The organism is Tsuneonella flava, assembly GCF_002870965.1.
GTDB lineage: Bacteria > Pseudomonadota > Alphaproteobacteria > Sphingomonadales > Sphingomonadaceae > Tsuneonella > Tsuneonella flava.
In genome coordinates, this window is record NZ_PHSO01000004.1 from 287,190 (window position 1) to 307,926 (window position 20,737).

Here is a 20,737-nt window from a genome sequence, read left to right on the forward strand (position 1 = left end):
AAGAATGGCCCCGCGCCTATGCGCCTGCAGGCGGTACGGCAAGACCGAAGGGAACGATCTTGTTGTCTATCGTGTGTCCAATTTCCGCTCGCCCCAGATAAGGCACCCCTGCCCGCGCGCACCAATATTGTGCGATCTCTTCCGCTGTCGAACCGAAGGGGCGATCATTTTCCGGTACATCTGAAACAGCCCCTAATCGCAATCCCGCCACCTCTGCCAGATATGGCATCAGAGCGAAGAACAGGCGATCCACAGCATAGAGATGCTCGCCCACCTCCTCGACCATCACAATATGGCCACTCAGGTCGGGCATCAGATCGGTACCGCAAAGCATTGCGAGCGTTATCAGATTGAAGGCGACAGTTGGCTGCTCGCCATCGAGCGTTGGCTCAATTCCCCCTCTGCTACCGGATAGCCATGCCAAAGCTCGGTACGCAGCGGCTCCCTTGCTTACACCTTCCCCTCGGCGCACATCAGCGACGACAGGCCCGTGAACAGGCTTACCGATGCGGTGCCTGTATAATGCGCCGAGCAGATAACCGCAGTCAGAATAGCCGAGATAAGTCTTACTATGCGCCGCCCGATTCATTCCTGCAATCGCCTCAGCGGCAATTCGGTTTGAACCATAACCGCCACGTGCGAACCACACAGCTTCCACCGCTGGATCGTTGGCGCAATCGAGCAGCGCAGCCAGACGCACATCGTCGTCTCCTGCAAAATGCCCATGTGAGGCAAAACATTGTGGATGAAAATCCAGCGTCAGCGCGGGAAAGCTGGACTCGGCCAGCACAGTGACCTTTGCCGCGATATCCGGGGTTATGGGTGTGGCGGGCGCGCAGATTGCGATGCGGGTCATCCACGCTTCATATCAGCCGGTTCACATTTGACGAGTCCCGCACTAGCCAGAGAGCTGTATGACTGACACGACCGACCTGACATCCATTCCATGGTATTTCTGCGGCATTGGCGGCTCCGGCATGTTGCCACTGGCGCAAATTCTGCACGGAATGGGCGCGCATGTTTCCGGGTCGGATCGCAGCAACGATCAGGGGCGCACCCCGGAAAAATTCGACTGGCTGGAAGAGCACGGTTTCACTCTGTTCCCGCAAGATGGCAGCGGCGTGATTTCATCCGAACAGGTAATTGTCGCCAGCGCCGCCGTGGAAGATACCGTGCCGGAAATTGTCCGTGCGAAGGAGCTAGGCTGCAAACGAGTGACCCGTGCCGATTTGTTGTCCACGTTGTTTAATGGTGCGGATACAGGGATAGCTATCGCCGGCACCAGTGGTAAATCGACCACTACAGCCATGCTCGGCTGGATCCTGTACGATAATGACCGTGACCCGACGATCATGAATGGCGCGGTGATGAAGAACTTTGCCACCGCTGCCTCCCCCTATACCAGCGCCCAGGTGGGCAATGGCAGTCTGTTTGTCAGCGAGGTGGATGAAAGTGACGGTTCTATCGCGCTTTATCGCCCTGCAGTTGGCTTGTTGCTCAATGTGAGCCTCGACCATAAGTCAATGAAAGAGCTGCGCCAGTTATTTGGCGATTTTCTACGCGTTTCACACATCCGCGCTGTCAACCTGGACGACGAGGAAGTCCGGAGACTGACCGCCGGATTGGACAATTCCGTAAGCTATGCCATCGAAACGGACACAGCAGACGTTACGGTCGATCCAGCATCGATTGAGAGCAAGCCTTTATCGATTGCGGCAACGGTAATCGATAACCGCGATGGTTCGCGCCACCAATTACATGTTGCGATGCCGGGCAGACACAACCTGTCGAACGCATTGGCAGCGATTGCTGCGGCGAGCGCTGCAGATGTCCCCGTAGAAAAGGCGGTAGCGTCGCTGGGTAGTTTCAAAGGGCTGGCCCGGCGTTTCGATGTCATCGGCACTACACCTGGTGCGGTCAGCGTGATCGACGATTTCGGGCACAACCCGGAAAAATGCGCGGCGACCTTGCGAACGTTGAAAGCGCATCCGGGGCGGATCATCGCGTTCTTTCAGCCACACGGATATGGCCCATTGCGCCAGATGGGGCACGAACTGGCGGAAACATTTGCCCGCGAACTGGGGGACGGTGACCGCGTCCTGTTTTCCGATCCGGTCTATTTCGGAGGCACAGTTGACCGTAGCGAGGGCTCTGAACGGATCATCCGGCTGATAGAGCAATTGTCCGATGATGCCGGAAAAGACATCCGCGCCGACTATATCCCAACGCGCAAGGCGATTGCAGACCGGATTATTCAACTGGCCCGACCGGGCGATCGTATCGTTGTGATGGGCGCGCGCGATGACACCTTGACCGAGTTCGCGGAAAAGCTGTTACCGTTTCTACCGTAATAAGCGAGCAGGCGTGCCGAGCTGCTTCAATACACGCTGCCCCCCTTCCCCAGCAGCGTCTGTCCCCAATGCACGATCAGGGCAAGCACCGCACCTATTGTGAGGCCGAACGCGGCCGATCCCGCTGCATAGGTCAGCCAACCCAGCACACCAGCGAGCCCGCCAGTTGCACTTTCAGTGGAATGACGCAGGCCTTCCACGAAATGCTCAGGCGCGGAGATGCCGACTTGTGCCAGCCCGTGCAGGATAATTCCTCCCCCAACCCACAGCATTGCGACTGTGCCGATAGTCGATAATGCATTGAGCAACCACGGCATTGCACGGAGTAAAAAACGACCGGTTGCCTGCAGGGTCGCCGATGACTTCTTCGCCAAGTGCAGGCCGACATCATCCATCTTCACAATCATCCCGACCGCACCATAGACCAGAAAGGTGATACCAACTCCGACGATAGCGAGAACCGCCGCCCGCACGAAGAAACTTTCTGTCGATACTGCCGCGAGGGTGATCGCCATAATCTCTGCCGACAGGATCAGGTCTGTCCTGACCGCCCCGTTCACACGCCCTTTCTCGAATGCCACCGGGTCTTCGATTGTATCATCAAGCGTTTCACCATGTTTGGCACCGCCTACTTTCTCGATAATCTTTTCCGCGCCTTCGAACGAAAGGTAGCAGCCGCCTGCCATTAGAATGAACACAATTGCGGCGGGAAGAATCAAGCTGAGAATCAGCGCGCCGGGGAGCAGGATCAGCAATTTGTTCCGCAAGCTACCCTTGGTGATTCTCCAGATAATCGGCAATTCGCGCGCCGGGGACAGCCCTGTGACATATCCCGGCGTCACGGCCGCATCGTCAATTACGACACCGGCTGCCTTCGTTCCCGCCTTGCTTGCGGCAACACCAACATCGTCGATCGATGCCGCCGCCGCTCTCGCAATTATGGAAACATCGTCAAGCAGTGCAACCAGTCCACCAGGCAAATTCGTGCTCCCCTAAAAGCAATCGAGCCATTCAATCTCCGGTTGCTCCTCCCGTTCCCGACGCACAAGACTTGCATTTATCGACGATGCCGCTATGTGCGCGCCTTCCGCATCCACGGGTGCCGAAGAAGAAGAAGGCCGGAGGGGCCCCGTCATTCGGACGGACAAGCCAGCGATCGGCATTATGAAAGGACCGCGAAATGGCTCTGTACGAGCACATCTTTCTCGCGCGCCAGGATCTGAGCCAGGCTCAGGTCGATGCACTGGCGGCGACGGCCACTGAGATCGTCGAAAAGCTCGACGGCAAAGTGACCAAGACCGAGACCTGGGGTCTCAAGAACCTTGCCTACAAGATCGACCGTAATCGCAAAGCGCATTTCGTTCTGCTCAACATCGAAGCGCCGGGTACGGTGGTTGAAGAGCTCGAACGCCAGACGCGCATCAATGAAGACGTCATTCGCTACATGACGATCCGTGTCGACGAACATGAAAATGGCCCCAGCGTGATGATGCGTAAGGGCGACCGCGAGCGTAAGCGCCGCGACCGTGAGGAGCGCGACTGATGGCCCGCCCGTTTTTCCGCCGCCGTAAGTCTTGCCCGTTCTCGGCCAAGAATGCGCCGAAGATCGATTATAAAGACGTTCGTCTGCTGCAGGGCTTTATGTCCGAACGCGGCAAGATCGTTCCGAGCCGCATCACCGCCGTTTCGGCCAAGAAGCAGCGCGAGCTGGCCAAGGCCATCAAACGGGCACGCCACATCGGCCTGCTGCCCTACATCGTTAAGTAAGGAGGGCGGAACCGATGGATATCATCCTGCTCGAACGTATCGCCAACCTTGGTGGCATGGGCGATGTCGTGACCGTGAAAGATGGTTACGCACGCAACTTCCTGCTGCCGCAGAAAAAGGCGCTGCGCGCCAACGAAGCGAACAAGAAGGTTTTCGAAGCCAACCGTGATCGGCTGGAAAAAGAAAACGCAGAGCGCCGCACTGAGGCTGAAAAGGCCGGTGAGAAGCTCGACGGTGTCGAAATCGTTCTGATCCGCGCGTCTTCAAACGCCGGCCATCTTTACGGTTCGGTCAACGTACGCGACGTGGTGGTCGGTCTCGAAGACAAAGGTCACTCGGTTGACAAGCGTCAGGTCGTGATGGGGCATCCGATCAAGTACCTGGGCATCCACGATGTCACCATCGCGCTGCACCCTGAAGTGCACGTAACGGTGAAGGCAAACGTTGCTCGTTCGGACGATGAAGCCGAATTGCAGCGTCAGGGCGTCGACGTCATCGGTCAGATGGCTGAGGACGAGCGCTCGGAAAGCGAAGGCTTTACCGAATCTGTCGACCCCACTTTGGAGCCGGGCGAAATTCCGGCTGACATGATGGGTGAAGACGAAGCCGAAAAGGCAGACAGCGCTGAAGCCTGATCGGTTTACACCGCAGACAAAAAAAAGCCCGCTTTCCATTATGGAAAGCGGGCCTTTTGCTATCGGGGAACAACACCCCAATCAGCGCAACGTCTTGGCCAGAATGACGAGATGGGCATCGCCTTCACATGCACGAGGCACGAAACCACGTTCACGTTCGAGTGCAATCGCTTCATGGTTGTCGCGATCTTCGATGGAAATCACTTCGCGCACGCCGCGCTTCTTTGCTTCTTCAGCCAGCAAGCCAAGAACGGCCCAAGCCACGCCCTTGCCCTTGTAATCGGCCCGTACGGAAATAGCGACTTCAGCCGTATCCAGATCATTGTCGCAAGCCAGCATCCCCGTTGCAACCAGCTCGTTGTTGGCATCGTCGAATGCAAGGAACGTTTCCGAGCGGAAGTGATCGACTTCCACCATCGGCTTAAGTTGTTCGTGCCCAACGTGGCGATGAGCTGTCAGAAATCTGAAACGGCGATCTTCGTCCGAAACCTTGTCAAAGAATGCTTCCAGAGCGGTCTCATCACCAGGCTCTGCGGCCCGTGCATCGATGACCACGCCGGAGCGCGTATTCAACCTGTAAGCGATGTCCTGGATCTGGTCGTTCATGATAAACCCTCGCGTTTGCGCCCCATATTGAGCCAGCCGATTGCTGCGCTGCAACATGAGCCTCAGAGATCAATAATGCTAACTGATTTGCAGCAAATCAAGTTGCATTGATTGCAACACCTGCTTCGCGGCTGGCATACTGAGCAAACCGGGCTTAGATCGCCAGTTATGCAATCAATCGAATCGACCATCGCGCAACTCATCGCCATCCACGAAGAATCGGTGAGTACGCTACGCGCAGATATTCTCGAATATGGGCGGAATGGTACTGTCCCTGCCCCTGAAAAACGTCTCGACGGCAGCTATGCCTATCCCGAATTACGGATGCACTATAGCGGCGGCGAGCCGCATTCGACCAAAGCGCGCGCTTATGGAAAGCTGAATGAGGCAGGCGTGTACGCCACAACAGTCACGCGGCCGACAATGTTTGCCGATTATCTTCGCGAGCAACTTGAACTTATCGCAGCGGACTATCCGGTCGATCTGGAGGTGGTACGATCGCGGCAAGAAATCCCATTTCCCTATGTACTCGATGGTGAGGCGGGTGCGGAGCTGGCCGGCATCGCTCCTCAGGAACTTGCGCGTCATTTTCCATCGACCGAACTGGCTCTGATTGGGGACGAACTGGCCGACGGGATCGAAATCAACGATCCGGGCGACACGATACCCCTCTCGCTGTTCGATGGATTGCGAACCGATTTCAGCCTTGCTCGCCTTGCTCACTATACAGGTACGGCTCCCGAACATTTTCAACGCTTCGTGCTGTTCACAAATTACCATCGCTACGTCGATGAATTCGTCGACTGGGCTGGCGAACAACTGGGGCAGAACGGATACACAGCGCTTGCCGGGGCAGGCGGACTGATGCTTACCGAACGGCACAGTAATGCGCGTGAACACCTATCCGATACTGCATGGCGACGGCACCAGATGCCAGCATATCACCTTCTTAGCGAGGACGGGAACGGCATTACGCTGGTCAATATCGGAGTGGGGCCGTCCAACGCGAAAACGATCACTGATCACCTTGCCGTATTACGACCGGAAGCGTGGCTAATGATCGGTCACTGTGGCGGCCTGCGTCCGACACAGAAGATTGGCGACTACGTGCTTGCCCACGCTTATCTGCGCGACGATCACGTGCTCGATCATGTCCTGCCTCCTGAAATTCCGCTCCCCGCGATTGCGGAAGTGCAACAAGCACTTGCCGCAGCAGCGGAAGACGTATCCGGCACGGACGGCGCCGATCTGAAAGAACGGATGCGGACCGGTACAGTCGTTACGATCGACGATCGCAACTGGGAGCTACGTTACACCGATTCTGCTCACCGGTTTTCTTTGAGCCGTGCAGTCGGAATCGACATGGAAAGCGCCACCATCGCCGCGCAGGGCTACCGCTTCCGGGTGCCATACGGGACACTACTCTGCGTGTCGGACAAACCTTTGCACGGGGAAATCAAGCTTCCCGGCCAGGCCAACAAATTCTATGAAGAAGCCATCGCGGCGCATTTGCAAATCGGCATTTCAGCCTGCCATAAGATGCGCGCCGAAGGGGATCGGTTGCACAGCCGCAAGCTACGCGCATTCAATGAACCGCCGTTTCGGTAATTCTGCCGTCACGGCCATTTGGCAATGATGAAATAAGTCGACAGGGAAAGGGGGCGAATTTCACCCCTTCCCTTTTGTCTTCGTCTTCCCGGCAGCAGCGTGGGTTGCGATAAAGTCGATGATCATCCCGGCGATATCCTTCCCCGTGGCGGTTTCTATCCCCTCCAGACCGGGGGAAGAATTCACCTCCATAATGACCGGGCCATGATTGCTGCGAAGCATATCCACACCGCACACGTTCAAGCCCATGCGCCGCGCTGCCCTAACCGCTGTGCTGCGTTCCTCCGGGGTGATTTTGATAAGCTGAGCACTGCCCCCGCGATGGAGGTTCGAACGGAAATCGTCAGGCGCCCCTGTGCGTTGCATGGCCGCAACCACCTTACCCCCGACGACAAGAGCGCGGATGTCCGTGCCTCCCGCTTCCTTGATGAACTCCTGCACCAATATATTGACGTTGGCCCCGCGAAACGCCTCGATAACCGATTTTGCGCTCGCTTCGGTTTCGGCCAGAACCACTCCAATACCTTGCGTCCCCTCCAGCAATTTGATGACCACTGGCGGACCGTTGACCGCTTTGATGATCTGACTGGTCTGTTTCGGGTCGTGTGCAAATGCTGTGAGCGGCAGACCCAGCCCATATTTGGCAAGGATCTGCATCGACCGCAGCTTGTCCCTGCTACGTCCGATAGCGACGCTCTCGTTCAGCGGCCACACCCCGGCCATTTCGAACTGGCGTAAAATGGCGAGGCCATAGTGCGTTATCGATGCCCCGATCCGCGGGATCACCGCATCGTAGCCAGTGATCGTCTCGCCTTCATATGCCACGGTGGGCCGATGGCTGGCGATCTGCACGGTGCAGCGCAAAGTATTAAGTATATCGAGGGTGTGCCCGCGCGCCTCGGCCGCTTCCACCAGTCTACGGTGCGAATAGAGCGACGCATTACGCGCCAACATCGCGATTTTCATTTGAGGAGCTTTCTGCGTTCATCTGCGTCCGATTGCAGGTACGAACGCCCGCTATCGACGAGAAAGCGGCCCCTTAATGCGCTACGGCCGATAAGGATAGGGAATTTCATATCCGAACGATCCCTCAAGCTGAATTCTGCCGCAAATACCTGACTACCAAGGCGAAGTTGCGTCTTGATGATAGGCCGCTGCTCTGCCTCGCCATTCGAACTGGTGATCGTCCGCCGGTCTGCGCGCGGCACCTCAACAACCACCGGCTCGCTCAGCCCGTGCCCGACATCAAGCAGGAAACGCAGCCAGCGATGTCCGTCGCGGTCAAACCGCTCAATATCACTCGCATGCAAGCTGGAGGTACGCGCCCCGGTATCGATTTTTGCCGGAATGCGCGCAGCAGACAGATCGGGCAGCGCAATCATTTCGCGCCACCCGACCGTATCCAATGCCCGCTTCGGGGCGGTTACCACCCCTTTGGCTTGCCCTTGTTCTGTTCGTCGAGCCACTTCTGCAGCGGTGCAAAGTATTCAAGCATCGGCTTTGCACTCATTTCTCTGGTGCCGGTGAATGCCTTCAGTGCCTCAGGCCAAGGTTTGCTGGCGCCCATTTCCAGCATCGCGTTGAGGTTTTCACCGACCTTCTTGTTGCCGTAGAAACTGCAACGGTGCAGCGGCCCCTTCCACCCGGCCTGATCGCACGCAGCCTTGTAGAACTGAAACTGTAAGATACGCGCAAGGAAATAACGCATGTACGGGGTATTGCCGGGAATGTGATACTTCGCACCCGGATCGAAGGCGTCATCAGGCCTCGCGACTGGCGGAGTGATGCCCTGATACTCGCGCTTCAGATCGACCCATGCCTTGTTGTAATCGGCAGGTTTGATCGATCCGTCAAATACGCCCCAACGCCACTTATCGACCAGCAAACCGAATGGCAGAAACGCGACCTTATCCATTGCCTGCCGAAGGAGCAAACCGGTGTCCTTATCGGCACCTGGCACGTCCTTCTTATCCAGCAGACCAATGTCTACCAAATATTGCGGTGTGATCGACAGAGCGATGAAATCGCCGATAGCTTCGTGGAAACCATCGTTCGCGCCGTTGAGATAGAAATACGGCTGCTTGTTATAGGCGCGCTGGTAGTAGTTGTGGCCAAGCTCATGGTGAATTGTGACGAAATCGTCTGCATTCACCTTGATACACATCTTGATGCGGATATCGTCCTTGTTATCGATATCCCACGCGCTCGCGTGGCAGACAACTTCGCGATCCGCGGGCTTGGTGAACAAACTGCGTTGCCAGAACGTGTCCGGCAATTTCTTGAAGCCAAGCGAGGAATAAAAGTTCTCGCCATAGTGCACCATGTCGAGCGGGCCCTTGCCCTTGGCCTTAAGCAAGTCACCGATATCGTATCCCAGATCGCCCGATCCCTTCGGAGCGACCAGGGGATAGATATTGCCCCATTCCTGTGCCCACATATTGCCCAGCAGATCGGCACGGATCGGGCCAGTTTTGGGCTGGACCGCGTCGCCATATTTCTCGTTCAGCTTCCACCGGACATAGGTGTGCAGCGCTTCATACAGCGGCTTGGTTTCCTGCCACAAACGCTCTGTCATAGCTGCGAACTCCGCCGGGCTCATATCGTAACCCGAACGCCACATCGCTCCGACATCGGAAAAGCCAAGCTCTTTCGCGCCATCATTGGCGATGGCAACCATGCGGGCATAGTCACCCTTCATCGGCTTGCCGACTTGATCGTGCCAGCTTTGCCACATCTCGGCATATTCGGCCGGGGTATGATCGAGATTGCCCATTTCCGCTTCGATGTCGGAACCGTTGATCGGCTTCCCATCCAGCGTGCCCTGCCCCTTGCCATATTGGCTGGACAATCGCGTGGCGATTTCGTTTAGCTCTGTAGCTGCGCCCGCCGTTGTCGGGGCCGGTAGCACCAGACCATTCCGCATGATGTTCAGCTTGCGATTCACATCGTAGCTAAGCCCGGCAATATCGGCATAGCGGGCCGCCTCCAGCGCATACTTCACGCTCTTTTCAGTGCCCACTGCATTGATCCGCGCGGCCATCGCGTCGGTATCAGGCGTAATGAAGTTATAGTTGACCCAGTTCACCTGACTGGCTTCGACCGAGTAGTCGAACATATCTTTTTCAGCAGCGACCACAAATTCGCCTGCCCCTTCCGCGGTATGCGGATATTCGGACACATCGTCGTTGCCAGCGGTATCTTCGGCGTAAGCCGGCGCAGCAAGAGCGACCGACAGCGCTGCCAGCGCAGTGGATGCGTATTTCATAAAGTGTTGTCCCCCAAGGACTGCTGATGTGAAACAGGTTTCTATCGTTACCAGTGTGAACCTGTGTTGTAACTTAATCAAGCAGACAAGAAGCGCACCAGCTCCTCGCCCAATGCCTTCTCTGTGACCGAACTCATATGTGTACCGGGAATTTCTGCGAGCGTAGCATTTGGCAGCGCTTCAACCAGTTTTTCCGGTGAGCCATTATCGCGATCATTGACACCGCATAGAACCAGCGTCGGCATGGCGATCTTTGCTAATTCGTCTGGCGTTATGTCCCCGACTGACTGGAGAAGCAAACGCGCCGCCAAGCGGTCAACCTTTTGGGTTTTCATGAAGCTGACTGCGAAAAATGCGGAATCGCCGTGCTTGACGCTATCGAAACGGTCGATAGCATCGAGAAAGAAGGCTGCGCGACGGTTCCACCCTGCGAGCCCTTCCAGCCCCATACCGGAAAGCACCAGCCTCCGCGGCTTCAGACCAGCGATCACGCCGCGCGCAGCCGTTCGCGAACCGAGCGAGAAGCCGACAAGATCGTAGTCCTCCAGCCCGATTGCCTCAACCAGTGTGAACAGATCACGCACCAGCACGTCAATCGGATATGCCCCCGGATCATGCGGCTTCGCGCTGTGCCCATGTGCTCGCAAATCGGGCATGATCGCTTCGAAACCCGCCTCGGCCAGTTGGCGCGCATGTCCGAAACGCACCCAATTGGTGTTCGCGTCCGAAAACAGGCCATGCAGCAGCAAAACTGGTCGCCCACTACCTATACGGTGAACTGCGAGATCGGCACCGCCAAAACCGGGAACAGTCTCTGTGCGAAGATCAGGTTCGAGATTCGTCATGGCCGCCTTCTATCGTTGTGCAGAGCCATCGCAAACCGGATTGAACTTCATAAGCACCCTTATTATAATTGCACGTATGGAAAATTCGACGGCATACCTTTTGTCCGACAGCGCCCGATTGCTGCGGCGCGAATTCAATGTCCGGGTTCGATCATTGGGTATTACATCGGCACAGGCGCGATTGCTGCTCTTGCTGGATAGAAAACCCGGTGAGAATCAGGCCTTTTATGCTGATCGGCTTGAGATCGAACCGATAACCCTCTGCCGAATGGTTGACCGAATGGAAGATGCTGACCTTGTCGAAAGACAAGCTAACCCTAGCGACCGAAGAGCAAGATTGCTTTTCCTGACCGAGAAGAGCCGGAAAGAGATTGCGCGTATCAGGCAAGCCCTTAGAGTATTGATAGAAACCATGCTGACAGGTTTCAGTGGGGAAGAGGAATCTCAGCTTATGGGCCTGTTGCAACGGGTATCCGTGAACCTTGGTAGTACGTCGAATGGAGAGTCGCGTCATGGCTGAAGCAGACGCGGCCCGTCCTCTCGAAGGATCTGATCAACTGGCTGACGCCACCGAAATAACCTCTACAGCAGAGAACAAGAGGCAGCCTCGCCCCTTTCGCAAGTTAGCGTTGATGATCTCGCTTCCGCTCGTGTTGATTGGCGGAGCGGTGTTCTACTGGCTGAGTCTCCAGGGGAAAGTCTCCACTGACAACGCCTATGTCCAGCAGGACAAAGTATCTGTGAGCACGGAAGTGGGTGGAAAGATCGTACAGGTTGCTGTCAAAGACGGACAAATGGTAAAGGCGGGACAGTTATTGTTTCGGATCGATCCAGAGCCATTCCGTCTCCAGGTCGATCAGGCGAACGCACAAATTGCTGTTGCGCAATCGAATATTACCGCCCTTGAAAACTCGCCAGATCTAAGCGGCACGGACATTTCTGCGGCACGGGAGGACATCGGTTTTGCCGAGGCCAAGCTGGCGCGACAGCAGGCATTGTGGAAACGCGGATTTACGACAAAGGCAGATCTGGAAGCGGCGGAACATGCGGTTGCTCAAGCCCGCGAATCTTTGCGAGCAGCGCAAGCACGACAGGTTGAGGCGCGCGCCAAGCTTGCTCATGGCCCACAGGTGCCAGGCGAAAATCCCCAAATCGCTGCAGCGAAGGCGCAGCGTAGCGTGGCTGAATTAAATCTCGACCGAACAGAGGTTCACGCCCCTGAAAACGGAAGGATTGCACAAGCTGATCGCCTGCAACTTGGCCAGATGGTGCTACAGGGCCTGCCGGTGCTAACAATTGTTGAAACTGCAAGCTCGTATGTCACCGCAAACTACAAGGAAACCGACCTCGCCGATATGAAAGTCGGCCAGCCTGCAGAAATTACCTTCGATGCCTATCCTGGCCTCAAGGTCAAAGGACGCGTTGAATTTATCGGAGCAGGCACCGGATCTGAATTTTCCGTCCTCCCCGCACAAAACGCTACGGGCAACTGGGTGAAGGTCACACAGCGCGTTCCCGTGCGGATCGCGATCGAGGGGAAAACGCCACGTTCGTTAATCGCGGGCCAGTCAGCATACGTCACAGTCTTCACCGACGGCCGCAAGTAAGCATCTGATATGGCGAGCACGGCCAACCCTGCGCGCTCTGGAAAACGCACTCGTGCGCCTGCCGCGCCTATCGAAGATGTAGCGGCAAACCCATCCGACAATTTCCCGGCTCTGGTGGTTGGGGCAATGATGGCTTCCCTATTGCAGGTGCTAGACGGGACAATCGCCAACGTTGCGCTGCCTCACATGCAGGCCGCGCTGGGCGCCACAGCCGATACTGTAACATGGGTGCTCACCAGCTATATCATCGCCTCTGCCGTCGCGATGCCCATTACAGGCTGGCTTGCGGACAAAATCGGCGCACGCCGCTTGTTCATGACGGCGGTCGTCGGATTTGTCGGATCTTCTATGCTATGCGGTCTGGCACAGAGCATCGAACAGATGGTCTTCTTCCGCATATTGCAAGGAATTTCAGGCGCATTCATTGCACCGATGAGCCAGAGCTTCATGCTCGATAGCTCCAAACCGAGCAGACAACCGACGATGATGGCCATCTGGTCAGCGGGGATCATGATTGGTCCCATCGTGGGTCCGGTACTTGGAGGGTTTCTCACCGAAAGCGGTAACTGGCGCTGGGTATTCTACGTCAACGTACCGGTCGGTGCCCTGGCATTCGCAATGTTGGCAATTGGCCTGCCCGAACGCGAACGGCGAAATCGGTCCATCGATCTGGCAGGGTTTGCGATGATCGGGATCGGGCTTGCCTCTCTACAGCTCCTGCTGGACCGGGGGACACAGATCGATTGGTTCGCATCGGTCGAGGCCTGGGTCTATGCGATCACGCTGGCTTCCGCGATCTGGTTCGCAGTTATCCATTTTATCACTGTAAAGCACCCGCTGTTCGACCTGGAACTGTTCGAGGACCGCAACTTCCTGATCGGCATGGCGCTGATATTCATGGTCGGCTTGGTGCTGTTCGCTTCGATCGCGCTGCTACCACCTATGATGCAGCATCTGCTCGGCTACGACGTCGTCGATACCGGCCTCGTGCTGGCTCCTCGCGGAATCGGGGTGCTGATATCGATGCAGATTGGTGGAATCCTCCTCCGTAAGAGAATCGACCCGCGTATTCCGGTAGGCATTGGGTTTATGATCTGTGCTTACTCTCTGTTCGAGATGTCGCACTGGTCCTTAGCCGTTGATCGGTGGCACATCATATCGGCAGGGTTCGTGCAGGGCCTAGGGGTCGGCCTGGCGTTTATGCCGCTAAACTTCACATCTTTTGCGACACTGCCTGCACATTTGCGGACTGATGGAGCGAGCCTGCTCAATCTGGCTCGTAACGTAGGCTCTTCAGTCGGCATTTCGGTGGTGACGGTGTTTCTCGCAAGAAATATACAAATCGCGCACTCTGATATTGGTGGCCATGTCACCTCTGTCACCACTGACATGCTCGATGTTACGACTATCGACCGATACCAAAGCCTTGGGGACACCGCATTGCGGATCGTCGATGCCGAAGTGAATCGGCAAGCAGCCATGATCGGATATATCGACGACTTTTATCTGATGGGCTGGCTCACTCTGGCCACTTTGCCATTGGTTCTGATTATGCGGAAAGCGGTGCCGCCTAAGTCGGAAGAAGCACCACCTTTATCTGAGTGAGCCACTCCACCGCCACCCTGCCCTGCCCTGCCCTGCCCTGCTGGCTTAGCCTTTCTTGAGGCAGCGTCGGCCAAGCAGTTCCGCGATTTGCACCGCATTCAGAGCGGCACCTTTCCGCAGATTGTCCGAAACGCACCAGATGTTAAGGCCGTTTTCGACAGTCGGATCTTCTCGCACACGGCTGATAAAAGTCGCACCGTCGCCGACACACTCAACCGGAGTGACATAGCCACCGTCCTCACGCTTATCGACCAGCATCACGCCAGGTGCTTCGCGGAGGATGTCCATCGCCGCCTCTGCCGACAGTTCGCGTTCGAATTCGAGATTGATCGATTCCGCATGGCCGACGAACACCGGCACGCGCACACAGGTCGCCGAAACCTTGATCTTCGGATCGAGGATCTTCTTGGTTTCAACCACCATCTTCCATTCTTCTTTGGTCGATCCATCGTCGAGGAAGACATCGATGTGCGGGATCACGTTGAACGCGATCTGTTTGGTAAACTTCTTGGCGTTGACCGGATCGCCCACGAAGATAGCGCGGCTTTGCTCGAACAATTCGTCCATGCCTTCCTTGCCGGCACCGGAAACAGACTGATAAGTCGAAACTACGCAGCGCTTGATCCCGGCGGCATCGTGCAACGGCTTGAGCGCGACGACCATCTGGGCGGTCGAGCAGTTCGGGTTCGCAATGATGTTCTTCTTCGAATACCCGTCGATCGCATCGGGGTTCACTTCGGGAACGATCAACGGAACGTCCGGGTCCATGCGGAAATAGGAACTGTTGTCGATCACTACGCAACCGGCGGCTGCCGCCTTAGGGGCGTATTCCTTGGCAGGGCCACCGCCTGCGCTGAACAGAGCGATGTCGTAGCCGCTAAAATCGAAATGCTCGATATTCTTACACTTCAGCATCTTGCCGGTATCGCCGAACTCAACCTCGGAACCGGTCGAACGGCTGCTGGCGACGGCTGCAATCTCGTCAATCGGGAATTCGCGTTCAGCCAGAACGGCGAGCATTTCCCGCCCCACATTGCCTGTCGCACCAACGACTGCCACCCGGTATCCCACTATCGATAACTCCAATTAAATCGGCTGATCTCGGCGCCTCCAATACGCGCCACAAGGCAAAGAGCAAAGTGATCGTTGTTGCGGCGCACAAAGCAGGGGTTGTCTCCCACCTCAGGCAATGCCGATAAGGTGGAGAACGAGCATCACTGCCGCACCTGCTGAGCCCACTAACCCTGTCAGAGCAACCCATCGACGCCCTGCCCGGCGTATTATCGCCAGCCAGTTGACCAGCCCAAACACGATCAGAAAAACGAAGCTGCCACCTTCAACAAGCTGTTCGATTCCGCCGATCAGCACCAATACGATAGCAACGGCGGAGATAACGATCGTGCCGAACCACGGGACATTTCGTTCATCACGACTGGCGAATAGCGCAGGCATTTCGCCATCCTGCGCTGCCTGTTCAGCTAATCGCGCAGTCGCAAACACCGTAGCATTGATGGCCGATCCGGCGGAGAAAGTGGCGGCAACGGACACAGCGACGAAGCCTGCAACCCCTAACGCTTCCCGTCCGGCAATCGCCAGCGCCACCTCCTTGTTGGCAACAATCGCATCCGCTCCGGCCAGCATTCCAGCACCCAGCGATACAACGATATAGGTGATCGTGGTGACAATAATTGCCAGAGGCATCGCCACCGCTATCGTGCGTGGTGCGTCGCGCATTTCCTCGTAATCATAGCTCAAAAGCTGAAAGCCTTCGTACGCCATGAATACCACGCCCATGCCGATCAATGCGCTGCCGAATCCCACCGGATCGCCTGCCTCCAGCATCAATCTCTCAGGCGCCCAGTGCCACAATCCAACACCGGCAAGCAGCAGCAGAATGGCAAGCTTACCCCAGACCGCGACCTTTTCAAGCAAAGTCGCCTCTGCCGCTCCCAGCAAGTTGATCCCTGCAAGAATTACAATCGCAGCGATCCCTGCAAGCAATGCAACCCAGTGCGGCATTCCAAAAACGAATGCTGCATATGCACCGAATGTCACTGCATAGACTGACACCGTCAGGGTATATCCCGCAACAAGCACCCACACAGCGATGCGCGCGGCTGTTTTCCAACCCATCTCACGCAGATAGGCATAGGAACCACCTGACTGTCCGACCTGCCTGGTCAGCGCCGAATAGGAATGACCGGAAGCAAAGGCGACGATACCTCCCAGCAGGAAACTGACCCAGGTCCACTCACCTGCGACAGAAATCACAACCCCGAGCGTTGAGAAAATCCCCCCGCCGATCATCCCACCGACAGCCATCGCCCATGCCCCGCCGGGGCCAAGCACACGCTCGTTGCCGGAAGGAGCTGATAGGTTATCGCCCACCAGCAGGCACTCCATTCTTTTCGAGGAAATCGAAAATCGTATTCCACAAGTGAACACCGATCTTCGGCCCGCTCACACGGTGAGTATAGCCAGGGTAAAGCATCATATCGAAAGGCAACGCATTTGCCTGAAGTTCCGCAATCAGGGCGCTCGAATTTTCGAACACCACGTTATCGTCGCTCATTCCATGAATCAGCAGCAAAGGATCCGCGATCTTCGTCGCATCCTGCAATGCGTCGGATTTCTGATATGCTGCGGCATCGGACTCTGGCGCAGGCAGGCCCATATAGCGCTCGGTATAGGCCGTATCGTACAATTCCCATTTGGTCACAGGTGCCCCGGCGATCCCTGCGGCATACAATCCCTGATCGGCCTCCAGCATCTTGAGCGTCATATACCCGCCATAGGACCAGCCATAAGTCGCGATGCGATCCGGATCGACATAGTCGAGACTCTTCAGGAACTGCGCCCCCGCCTTCTGATCCTGCACTTCGATGCCGCCCATTGCGCGCCAGATCGGCTTTTCAAAGTCGACGCCGCGATTTGCGCTTCCGCGGTTGTCGATCTGGAACCAGATATAGCCCTTGTCGACGATGGCCTGCTCCAAGGCGCCCCCCCAACCCCGCGACACGGTTTGAGCATGCGGGCCGCCATAATGGCTGAAGAACACAGGATAGCGTTTCCCCGACTCCATATCGGGCACAATCATTTTCCAATGAAGTGAAGCGCCATCGGCTGTCTTGAGCGTGCCGAATTGCGGCTTACGATGGTTGGCAAGATAGTGGGCGTATGGATGGTCGGCATCGAGTGCATTCTGCTCGATCCAGGTAATTCGTTGCCCCTCGGAATCGGCGAGATAACTTTGCGGCGGCTGATCGGTGGCAGATCGCGTGACGATCAGCGAGCGCCCCTTTTCGTCCATCGAAGCGCGGTTAGAGAATTTCGCATCGGTCAGCCGAACCGGTTCGGCACCGGGGGTAAGCAGCGACAGCGAATAGACCTGCGGGGCCAGCACATCGTCTTTCGTCCCGGTAAAAAACGCTGTGCCACTTGCCTGATCGACACCGTCGAGACTGGTGACGACCCACTCCCCCTGGGTCAATTGCGTCCATTTACCAGACGCATACCGATAGAGATGGCCATAACCATCCCGCTCCGAACGCCAGATCAGGCTGCCGTCGTTGAGCCATTTGTAATCGTCTGTCAGATTAATCCAGTGCTGAGGCGCGGCTTTCTCAGTGAACAATACTTCGCTTTTGCCGGTCGCGGGATCGACCTTGAGCATGTCAAGCCGGGTCTGGAGGCGGTCGAGCCTCTGAACGTACAGCGCCTTGCCATCAGGCGCCCAGTCTACCCGTGCGAGATAGATATCGCGGTCGCCCCCCAGATCGACTTCCACCTGGTTCGCACCGTTCGGGTCCATCACGAACAGTTGGACCAGAGCGTTCGGTGTACCTGCGGCCGGGTAGCGTTGATCGTATGTCCGTGTACCTTCGGCCCCAATGGCCGCACGAGTGACAACACCGACAGGCGCTTCGTCAAAACGCTGTACAGCAATGCGTTTGTCGTGCGGTGACCACCAGTAACCGGTATAGCGACCCAGCTCTTCCTGTGCGACGAACTCCGCCTCCCCCCAGTGGACCGTCTCGGCGGATTCTTGCGGCGTGATCGCCTTTGGCTCTACGTCACCGACCTTGCCGGTCCACAGTCGGCCATCGCTGACAAATGAAACAAATGCCCCTTCCGGGCTGAGCGTTGCGTTCAATTCATCCGCTTCGCTTTCAGTCAGGCGGAGAACCCTTCCATCGACCCCGGCGAGAAACAGATCTCCGTCGAGAGGTACAAGCAAACTGCGAGAATCCTCCGCCCAGTCGTATGTCACGATCCCCTTGAGATTGCCGATCCGCTTGCGTTCACGCTGCATCTTCTCCGCTTCGGACAATTCACGCCTGCTGCCGAGTTTTTCTGAATCGACCAGCATTTTCCACTGACCGTTCTCCCTATCGAACGCCCACAGGTCATAGCGCTCGCGATCGCTGTCACGATTGCGAAGCACGGTCAGCCAACGGCCATCGGGAGAAAGCTTGACCCCGCGCGGGCTTTTCCCATCCAGAGCAGGACTGGCGAACACGCGCTCCAGCGTCAGCGTGTCGCCGGTTGTCGTGCTGGGCACTGAAGAGGGTTTCTCACTCATGTAAGGGGAACTTTCACCGGCAAAGGCAGGAAACGGTATGGCGGCGGCGAAGGCAGCTAGACTCGCCACTGCGACCAGATGTTTGATGGGCATTGAATTAGGGCTCGGCTTTTTTGCTGTCATCGATCGTCTGCCTAGGGCGCACACCACGGCAGGCGCAAGCTTTCGCTGCCCTTTCCCAGAAATAGAGCCACGACAAAGGAAAAGGGCGCCCCGGCCGATTGCCGGAACGCCCTCCTTCGGTGACTGTAAAAGTCTGTAAGCGGTATCGCTTAGGCGTTTTCGCGACGCTCTGCGATACGGGCGCGCTTGCCGGTGCGGCCGCGCAGATAATAAAGCTTCGCCCGGCGCACCACGCCGCGGCGGACCACGGTGATGCTTTCGATGTTTGGCGAATAGAGCGGGAAAACACGCTCCACACCTTCGCCGAAGCTCATCTTACGGACGGTGAAATTGCTGTTGATGCCCCGGTTCGACCGCGCGATGCATACGCCTTCGAAGTTCTGGGTACGTGTGCGGGTGCCTTCGACAACGCGCACACCCACGCGGACGGTATCGCCTGCGCGGAATTCGGGAATGTCCTTGCCTTCGGCAAGGCTTTCGATGGCTTCCGCCTCGAGCTGCTGGATCAGGTTCACTGGTCCGGTTCCTTCATTTCTCGCTGCACACCAGAGGCAGGGCGGCCCCGAGCGTTACCATAACGCTCCCAAAGGTCCGGCCTGCGTAGCCGTGTATCGTTCTCGCTGCGTTGCTTGCGCCACGCCGCGATTTTCGCATGATCCCCCGATCGCAGCACTTCAGGGATCGTGCGCCCTTCCCATTCATTAGGTCGGGTATAGTGCGGATATTCGAGCAATCCTTCTTCGAAAGATTCCTCGGTCCCGCTCGAAGCCGCGCCCATTACGCCCGGAAGCAAGCGAATGCAAGCATCGAGCATAGCCAGCGCGGCAGGTTCCCCGCCCGACAGAATAATGTCGCCCAGGCTCACCTGTTCTACCGGGCGGGTTTCGAAAATCCGTTCGTCGAATCCCTCGAACCGACCACACAAAATTGTCACCCCCGGCCCTGCTGCCAAAGCACGTATGCGATCCTGCGTCAGCGGTGCACCACGTGGGGTCATAGCCAGAACCGGGCAATCGGGCTGCTGCACAAGCGCGTGATCGACCGCTGCAGCGAGCACATCGACCTTGAGCACCATCCCGGCACCGCCGCCGGCCGGCGTATCGTCCACTGTGCGGTGCCTGTCTGTCGCGAAGTCACGGATTTGCACCGGATTGCAAGACCATGTCCCCTGCTCCAGCGCGCGGCCCGCCAAGGACACGCCCAATGGGCCGGGAAACATCTCCGGGTACAGCGTGAGAATAGTGGCAGCAAAGGTCATGTTACGATGAACTCTGCCACGATAATCACCCGCTTGCTGTCCCATTCGGGCACCGCTTCTTCTGTCAGCGGGACCATGAATCGCGTGCCGTCGGGCCGCTTGACCTCAAGAATATCGGTCGCGCCGAAATTCTCCACCGCGACCACGTCACCGAGCGGATCGCCCGTATGCGAAACCGCAGGCAAGCCCAACAGATCGGAGTGATAGAATTCGCCGTCTTCCAGAGGCGGCATTTCAGCGCGAGAAATCGTAATTTGCGTACCGCGCAGCTTTTCCGCGTCGGTACGGTCGGTCACTTCGGCAAAACGCGCGATAGCACCGCCCTTGTTATCACTCCGCACTTTGCTGAGCGTCAGCGTACCATCATTGAAGCTGCGGTAGCGGGAGAGCGCAGCAACGCCCTCCCCAAACAGCTTCAGGCGGACTTCGCCCGTCACCCCGTGCGCGCCTGCGATGGCGGCAAGCATGACGGGCCTATCCGAAAC

General features: G+C 57.0%; 21 protein-coding genes. 8 read left to right on the forward strand and 13 right to left on the reverse strand.

Features of this window, described 5'->3' with window-relative positions; genetic code table 11:
- Positions 1-16 precede the first annotated feature (16 nt).
- A complete protein-coding gene (locus CV013_RS04945) occupies positions 17-856 on the reverse strand; it encodes an LD-carboxypeptidase (RefSeq protein WP_102154151.1) in 840 nt (279 codons plus the stop codon).
- A 58-nt stretch (positions 857-914) separates the two neighbouring features.
- Here CV013_RS04945 and CV013_RS04950 point away from each other — a divergent pair, with 58 nt between their 5' ends.
- On the forward strand, positions 915-2,351 hold the full coding sequence (locus CV013_RS04950) for a glutamate ligase domain-containing protein (RefSeq protein WP_102154152.1): 1,437 nt from the start codon (positions 915-917) through the stop codon (positions 2,349-2,351).
- 26 nt (positions 2,352-2,377) lie between these two features.
- On the opposite strand, the gene CV013_RS04955 is transcribed toward CV013_RS04950, so the two are convergent.
- Complete coding sequence (locus CV013_RS04955) at positions 2,378-3,331, reverse strand: DUF808 domain-containing protein (protein WP_102154153.1); 954 nt, start codon at positions 3,329-3,331, stop codon at positions 2,378-2,380.
- Positions 3,332-3,531: 200 nt separating this feature from the next.
- Here CV013_RS04955 and rpsF point away from each other — a divergent pair, with 200 nt between their 5' ends.
- Genes rpsF through rplI form a run of 3 tightly spaced genes read left to right on the forward strand, consistent with a single transcriptional unit; the run spans position 3,532 to position 4,753 of the window.
- Complete coding sequence (gene rpsF, locus CV013_RS04960) at positions 3,532-3,894, forward strand: 30S ribosomal protein S6 (RefSeq protein ID WP_102154154.1); 363 nt, start codon at positions 3,532-3,534, stop codon at positions 3,892-3,894.
- A complete protein-coding gene (gene rpsR / locus CV013_RS04965) occupies positions 3,894-4,118 on the forward strand; it encodes a 30S ribosomal protein S18 (RefSeq protein ID WP_102154155.1) in 225 nt (74 codons plus the stop codon). The genes rpsF and rpsR overlap by 1 nt, the downstream gene beginning before the upstream one ends.
- A 14-nt stretch (positions 4,119-4,132) precedes the next feature.
- Positions 4,133-4,753 carry a 50S ribosomal protein L9 gene (gene rplI, locus CV013_RS04970; RefSeq protein ID WP_102154156.1) on the forward strand — a complete coding sequence of 207 codons (621 nt, stop codon included), beginning with the start codon at positions 4,133-4,135 and terminating at the stop codon, positions 4,751-4,753.
- 81 nt (positions 4,754-4,834) lie between these two features.
- Here the strand turns inward: rplI and CV013_RS04975 are convergent, their stop codons facing one another.
- On the reverse strand, positions 4,835-5,359 hold the full coding sequence (locus tag CV013_RS04975) for a GNAT family N-acetyltransferase (RefSeq protein ID WP_102154542.1): 525 nt from the start codon (positions 5,357-5,359) through the stop codon (positions 4,835-4,837).
- Positions 5,360-5,527: 168 nt separating this feature from the next.
- On the opposite strand from CV013_RS04975, the gene CV013_RS04980 reads away from it, so the two are divergent.
- Positions 5,528-6,967 carry an AMP nucleosidase gene (locus CV013_RS04980; protein ID WP_102154157.1) on the forward strand — a complete coding sequence of 480 codons (1,440 nt, stop codon included), beginning with the start codon at positions 5,528-5,530 and terminating at the stop codon, positions 6,965-6,967.
- 60 nt (positions 6,968-7,027) lie between these two features.
- Here CV013_RS04980 and rimK read toward each other — a convergent pair whose 3' ends face one another.
- The 4 genes from rimK to CV013_RS05000 all read right to left on the reverse strand — a co-directional run bounded on the left by rimK (position 7,028) and on the right by CV013_RS05000 (position 11,077).
- The gene (gene rimK / locus CV013_RS04985) at positions 7,028-7,933 is read right to left on the reverse strand and encodes a 30S ribosomal protein S6--L-glutamate ligase (RefSeq protein ID WP_102154158.1); all 906 of its coding nucleotides are present in this window, start codon (positions 7,931-7,933) and stop codon (positions 7,028-7,030) included.
- Complete coding sequence (locus tag CV013_RS04990; RefSeq protein ID WP_223805286.1) at positions 7,930-8,397, reverse strand: ATP-dependent zinc protease family protein; 468 nt, start codon at positions 8,395-8,397, stop codon at positions 7,930-7,932. The genes rimK and CV013_RS04990 overlap by 4 nt, the downstream gene beginning before the upstream one ends.
- A complete protein-coding gene (locus CV013_RS04995) occupies positions 8,391-10,232 on the reverse strand; it encodes a M2 family metallopeptidase (protein ID WP_102154159.1) in 1,842 nt (613 codons plus the stop codon). The genes CV013_RS04990 and CV013_RS04995 overlap by 7 nt, the downstream gene beginning before the upstream one ends.
- 77 nt (positions 10,233-10,309) lie before the next feature.
- A complete protein-coding gene (locus tag CV013_RS05000; RefSeq protein WP_102154160.1) occupies positions 10,310-11,077 on the reverse strand; it encodes an alpha/beta fold hydrolase in 768 nt (255 codons plus the stop codon).
- Between the two features lie 76 nt (positions 11,078-11,153).
- On the opposite strand from CV013_RS05000, the gene CV013_RS05005 reads away from it, so the two are divergent.
- From CV013_RS05005 to CV013_RS05015, 3 genes are read left to right on the forward strand one after another with little or no spacing between them, the layout of a single operon-like run.
- Complete coding sequence (locus CV013_RS05005) at positions 11,154-11,597, forward strand: MarR family winged helix-turn-helix transcriptional regulator (RefSeq protein WP_102154544.1); 444 nt, start codon at positions 11,154-11,156, stop codon at positions 11,595-11,597.
- On the forward strand, positions 11,590-12,684 hold the full coding sequence (locus CV013_RS05010; RefSeq protein WP_102154161.1) for an HlyD family secretion protein: 1,095 nt from the start codon (positions 11,590-11,592) through the stop codon (positions 12,682-12,684). The genes CV013_RS05005 and CV013_RS05010 overlap by 8 nt, the downstream gene beginning before the upstream one ends.
- A gap of 9 nt (positions 12,685-12,693) precedes the next feature.
- Positions 12,694-14,289 carry a DHA2 family efflux MFS transporter permease subunit gene (locus CV013_RS05015; protein ID WP_102154162.1) on the forward strand — a complete coding sequence of 532 codons (1,596 nt, stop codon included), beginning with the start codon at positions 12,694-12,696 and terminating at the stop codon, positions 14,287-14,289.
- Positions 14,290-14,334: 45 nt separating this feature from the next.
- On the opposite strand, the gene CV013_RS05020 is transcribed toward CV013_RS05015, so the two are convergent.
- From CV013_RS05020 to rimM, 6 genes are all read right to left on the reverse strand, one after another.
- Positions 14,335-15,360: an aspartate-semialdehyde dehydrogenase gene (locus tag CV013_RS05020; protein WP_102154163.1), complete on the reverse strand. Its 1,026-nt coding sequence runs from the start codon at positions 15,358-15,360 to the stop codon at positions 14,335-14,337.
- A gap of 111 nt (positions 15,361-15,471) precedes the next feature.
- Entirely contained in the window at positions 15,472-16,677 is a 1,206-nt protein-coding gene (locus CV013_RS05025; protein ID WP_157935732.1) for an APC family permease, read from the reverse strand.
- The gene (locus CV013_RS05030; protein ID WP_102154165.1) at positions 16,667-18,964 is read right to left on the reverse strand and encodes a S9 family peptidase; all 2,298 of its coding nucleotides are present in this window, start codon (positions 18,962-18,964) and stop codon (positions 16,667-16,669) included. Before CV013_RS05030 ends, CV013_RS05025 begins: the two co-directional genes overlap by 11 nt.
- Before the next feature lie 179 nt (positions 18,965-19,143).
- Entirely contained in the window at positions 19,144-19,509 is a 366-nt protein-coding gene (gene rplS / locus CV013_RS05035; protein ID WP_102154166.1) for a 50S ribosomal protein L19, read from the reverse strand.
- Positions 19,506-20,252 (reverse strand): tRNA (guanosine(37)-N1)-methyltransferase TrmD, encoded by a 747-nt coding sequence (gene trmD / locus CV013_RS05040; protein WP_102154167.1) that lies wholly within the window; start codon positions 20,250-20,252, stop codon positions 19,506-19,508. Before trmD ends, rplS begins: the two co-directional genes overlap by 4 nt.
- Positions 20,249-20,719, reverse strand: a complete 471-nt coding sequence (rimM, locus tag CV013_RS05045) for a ribosome maturation factor RimM (protein WP_102154168.1) — start codon at positions 20,717-20,719, stop codon at positions 20,249-20,251. Before rimM ends, trmD begins: the two co-directional genes overlap by 4 nt.
- Positions 20,720-20,737: the final 18 nt, after the last annotated feature.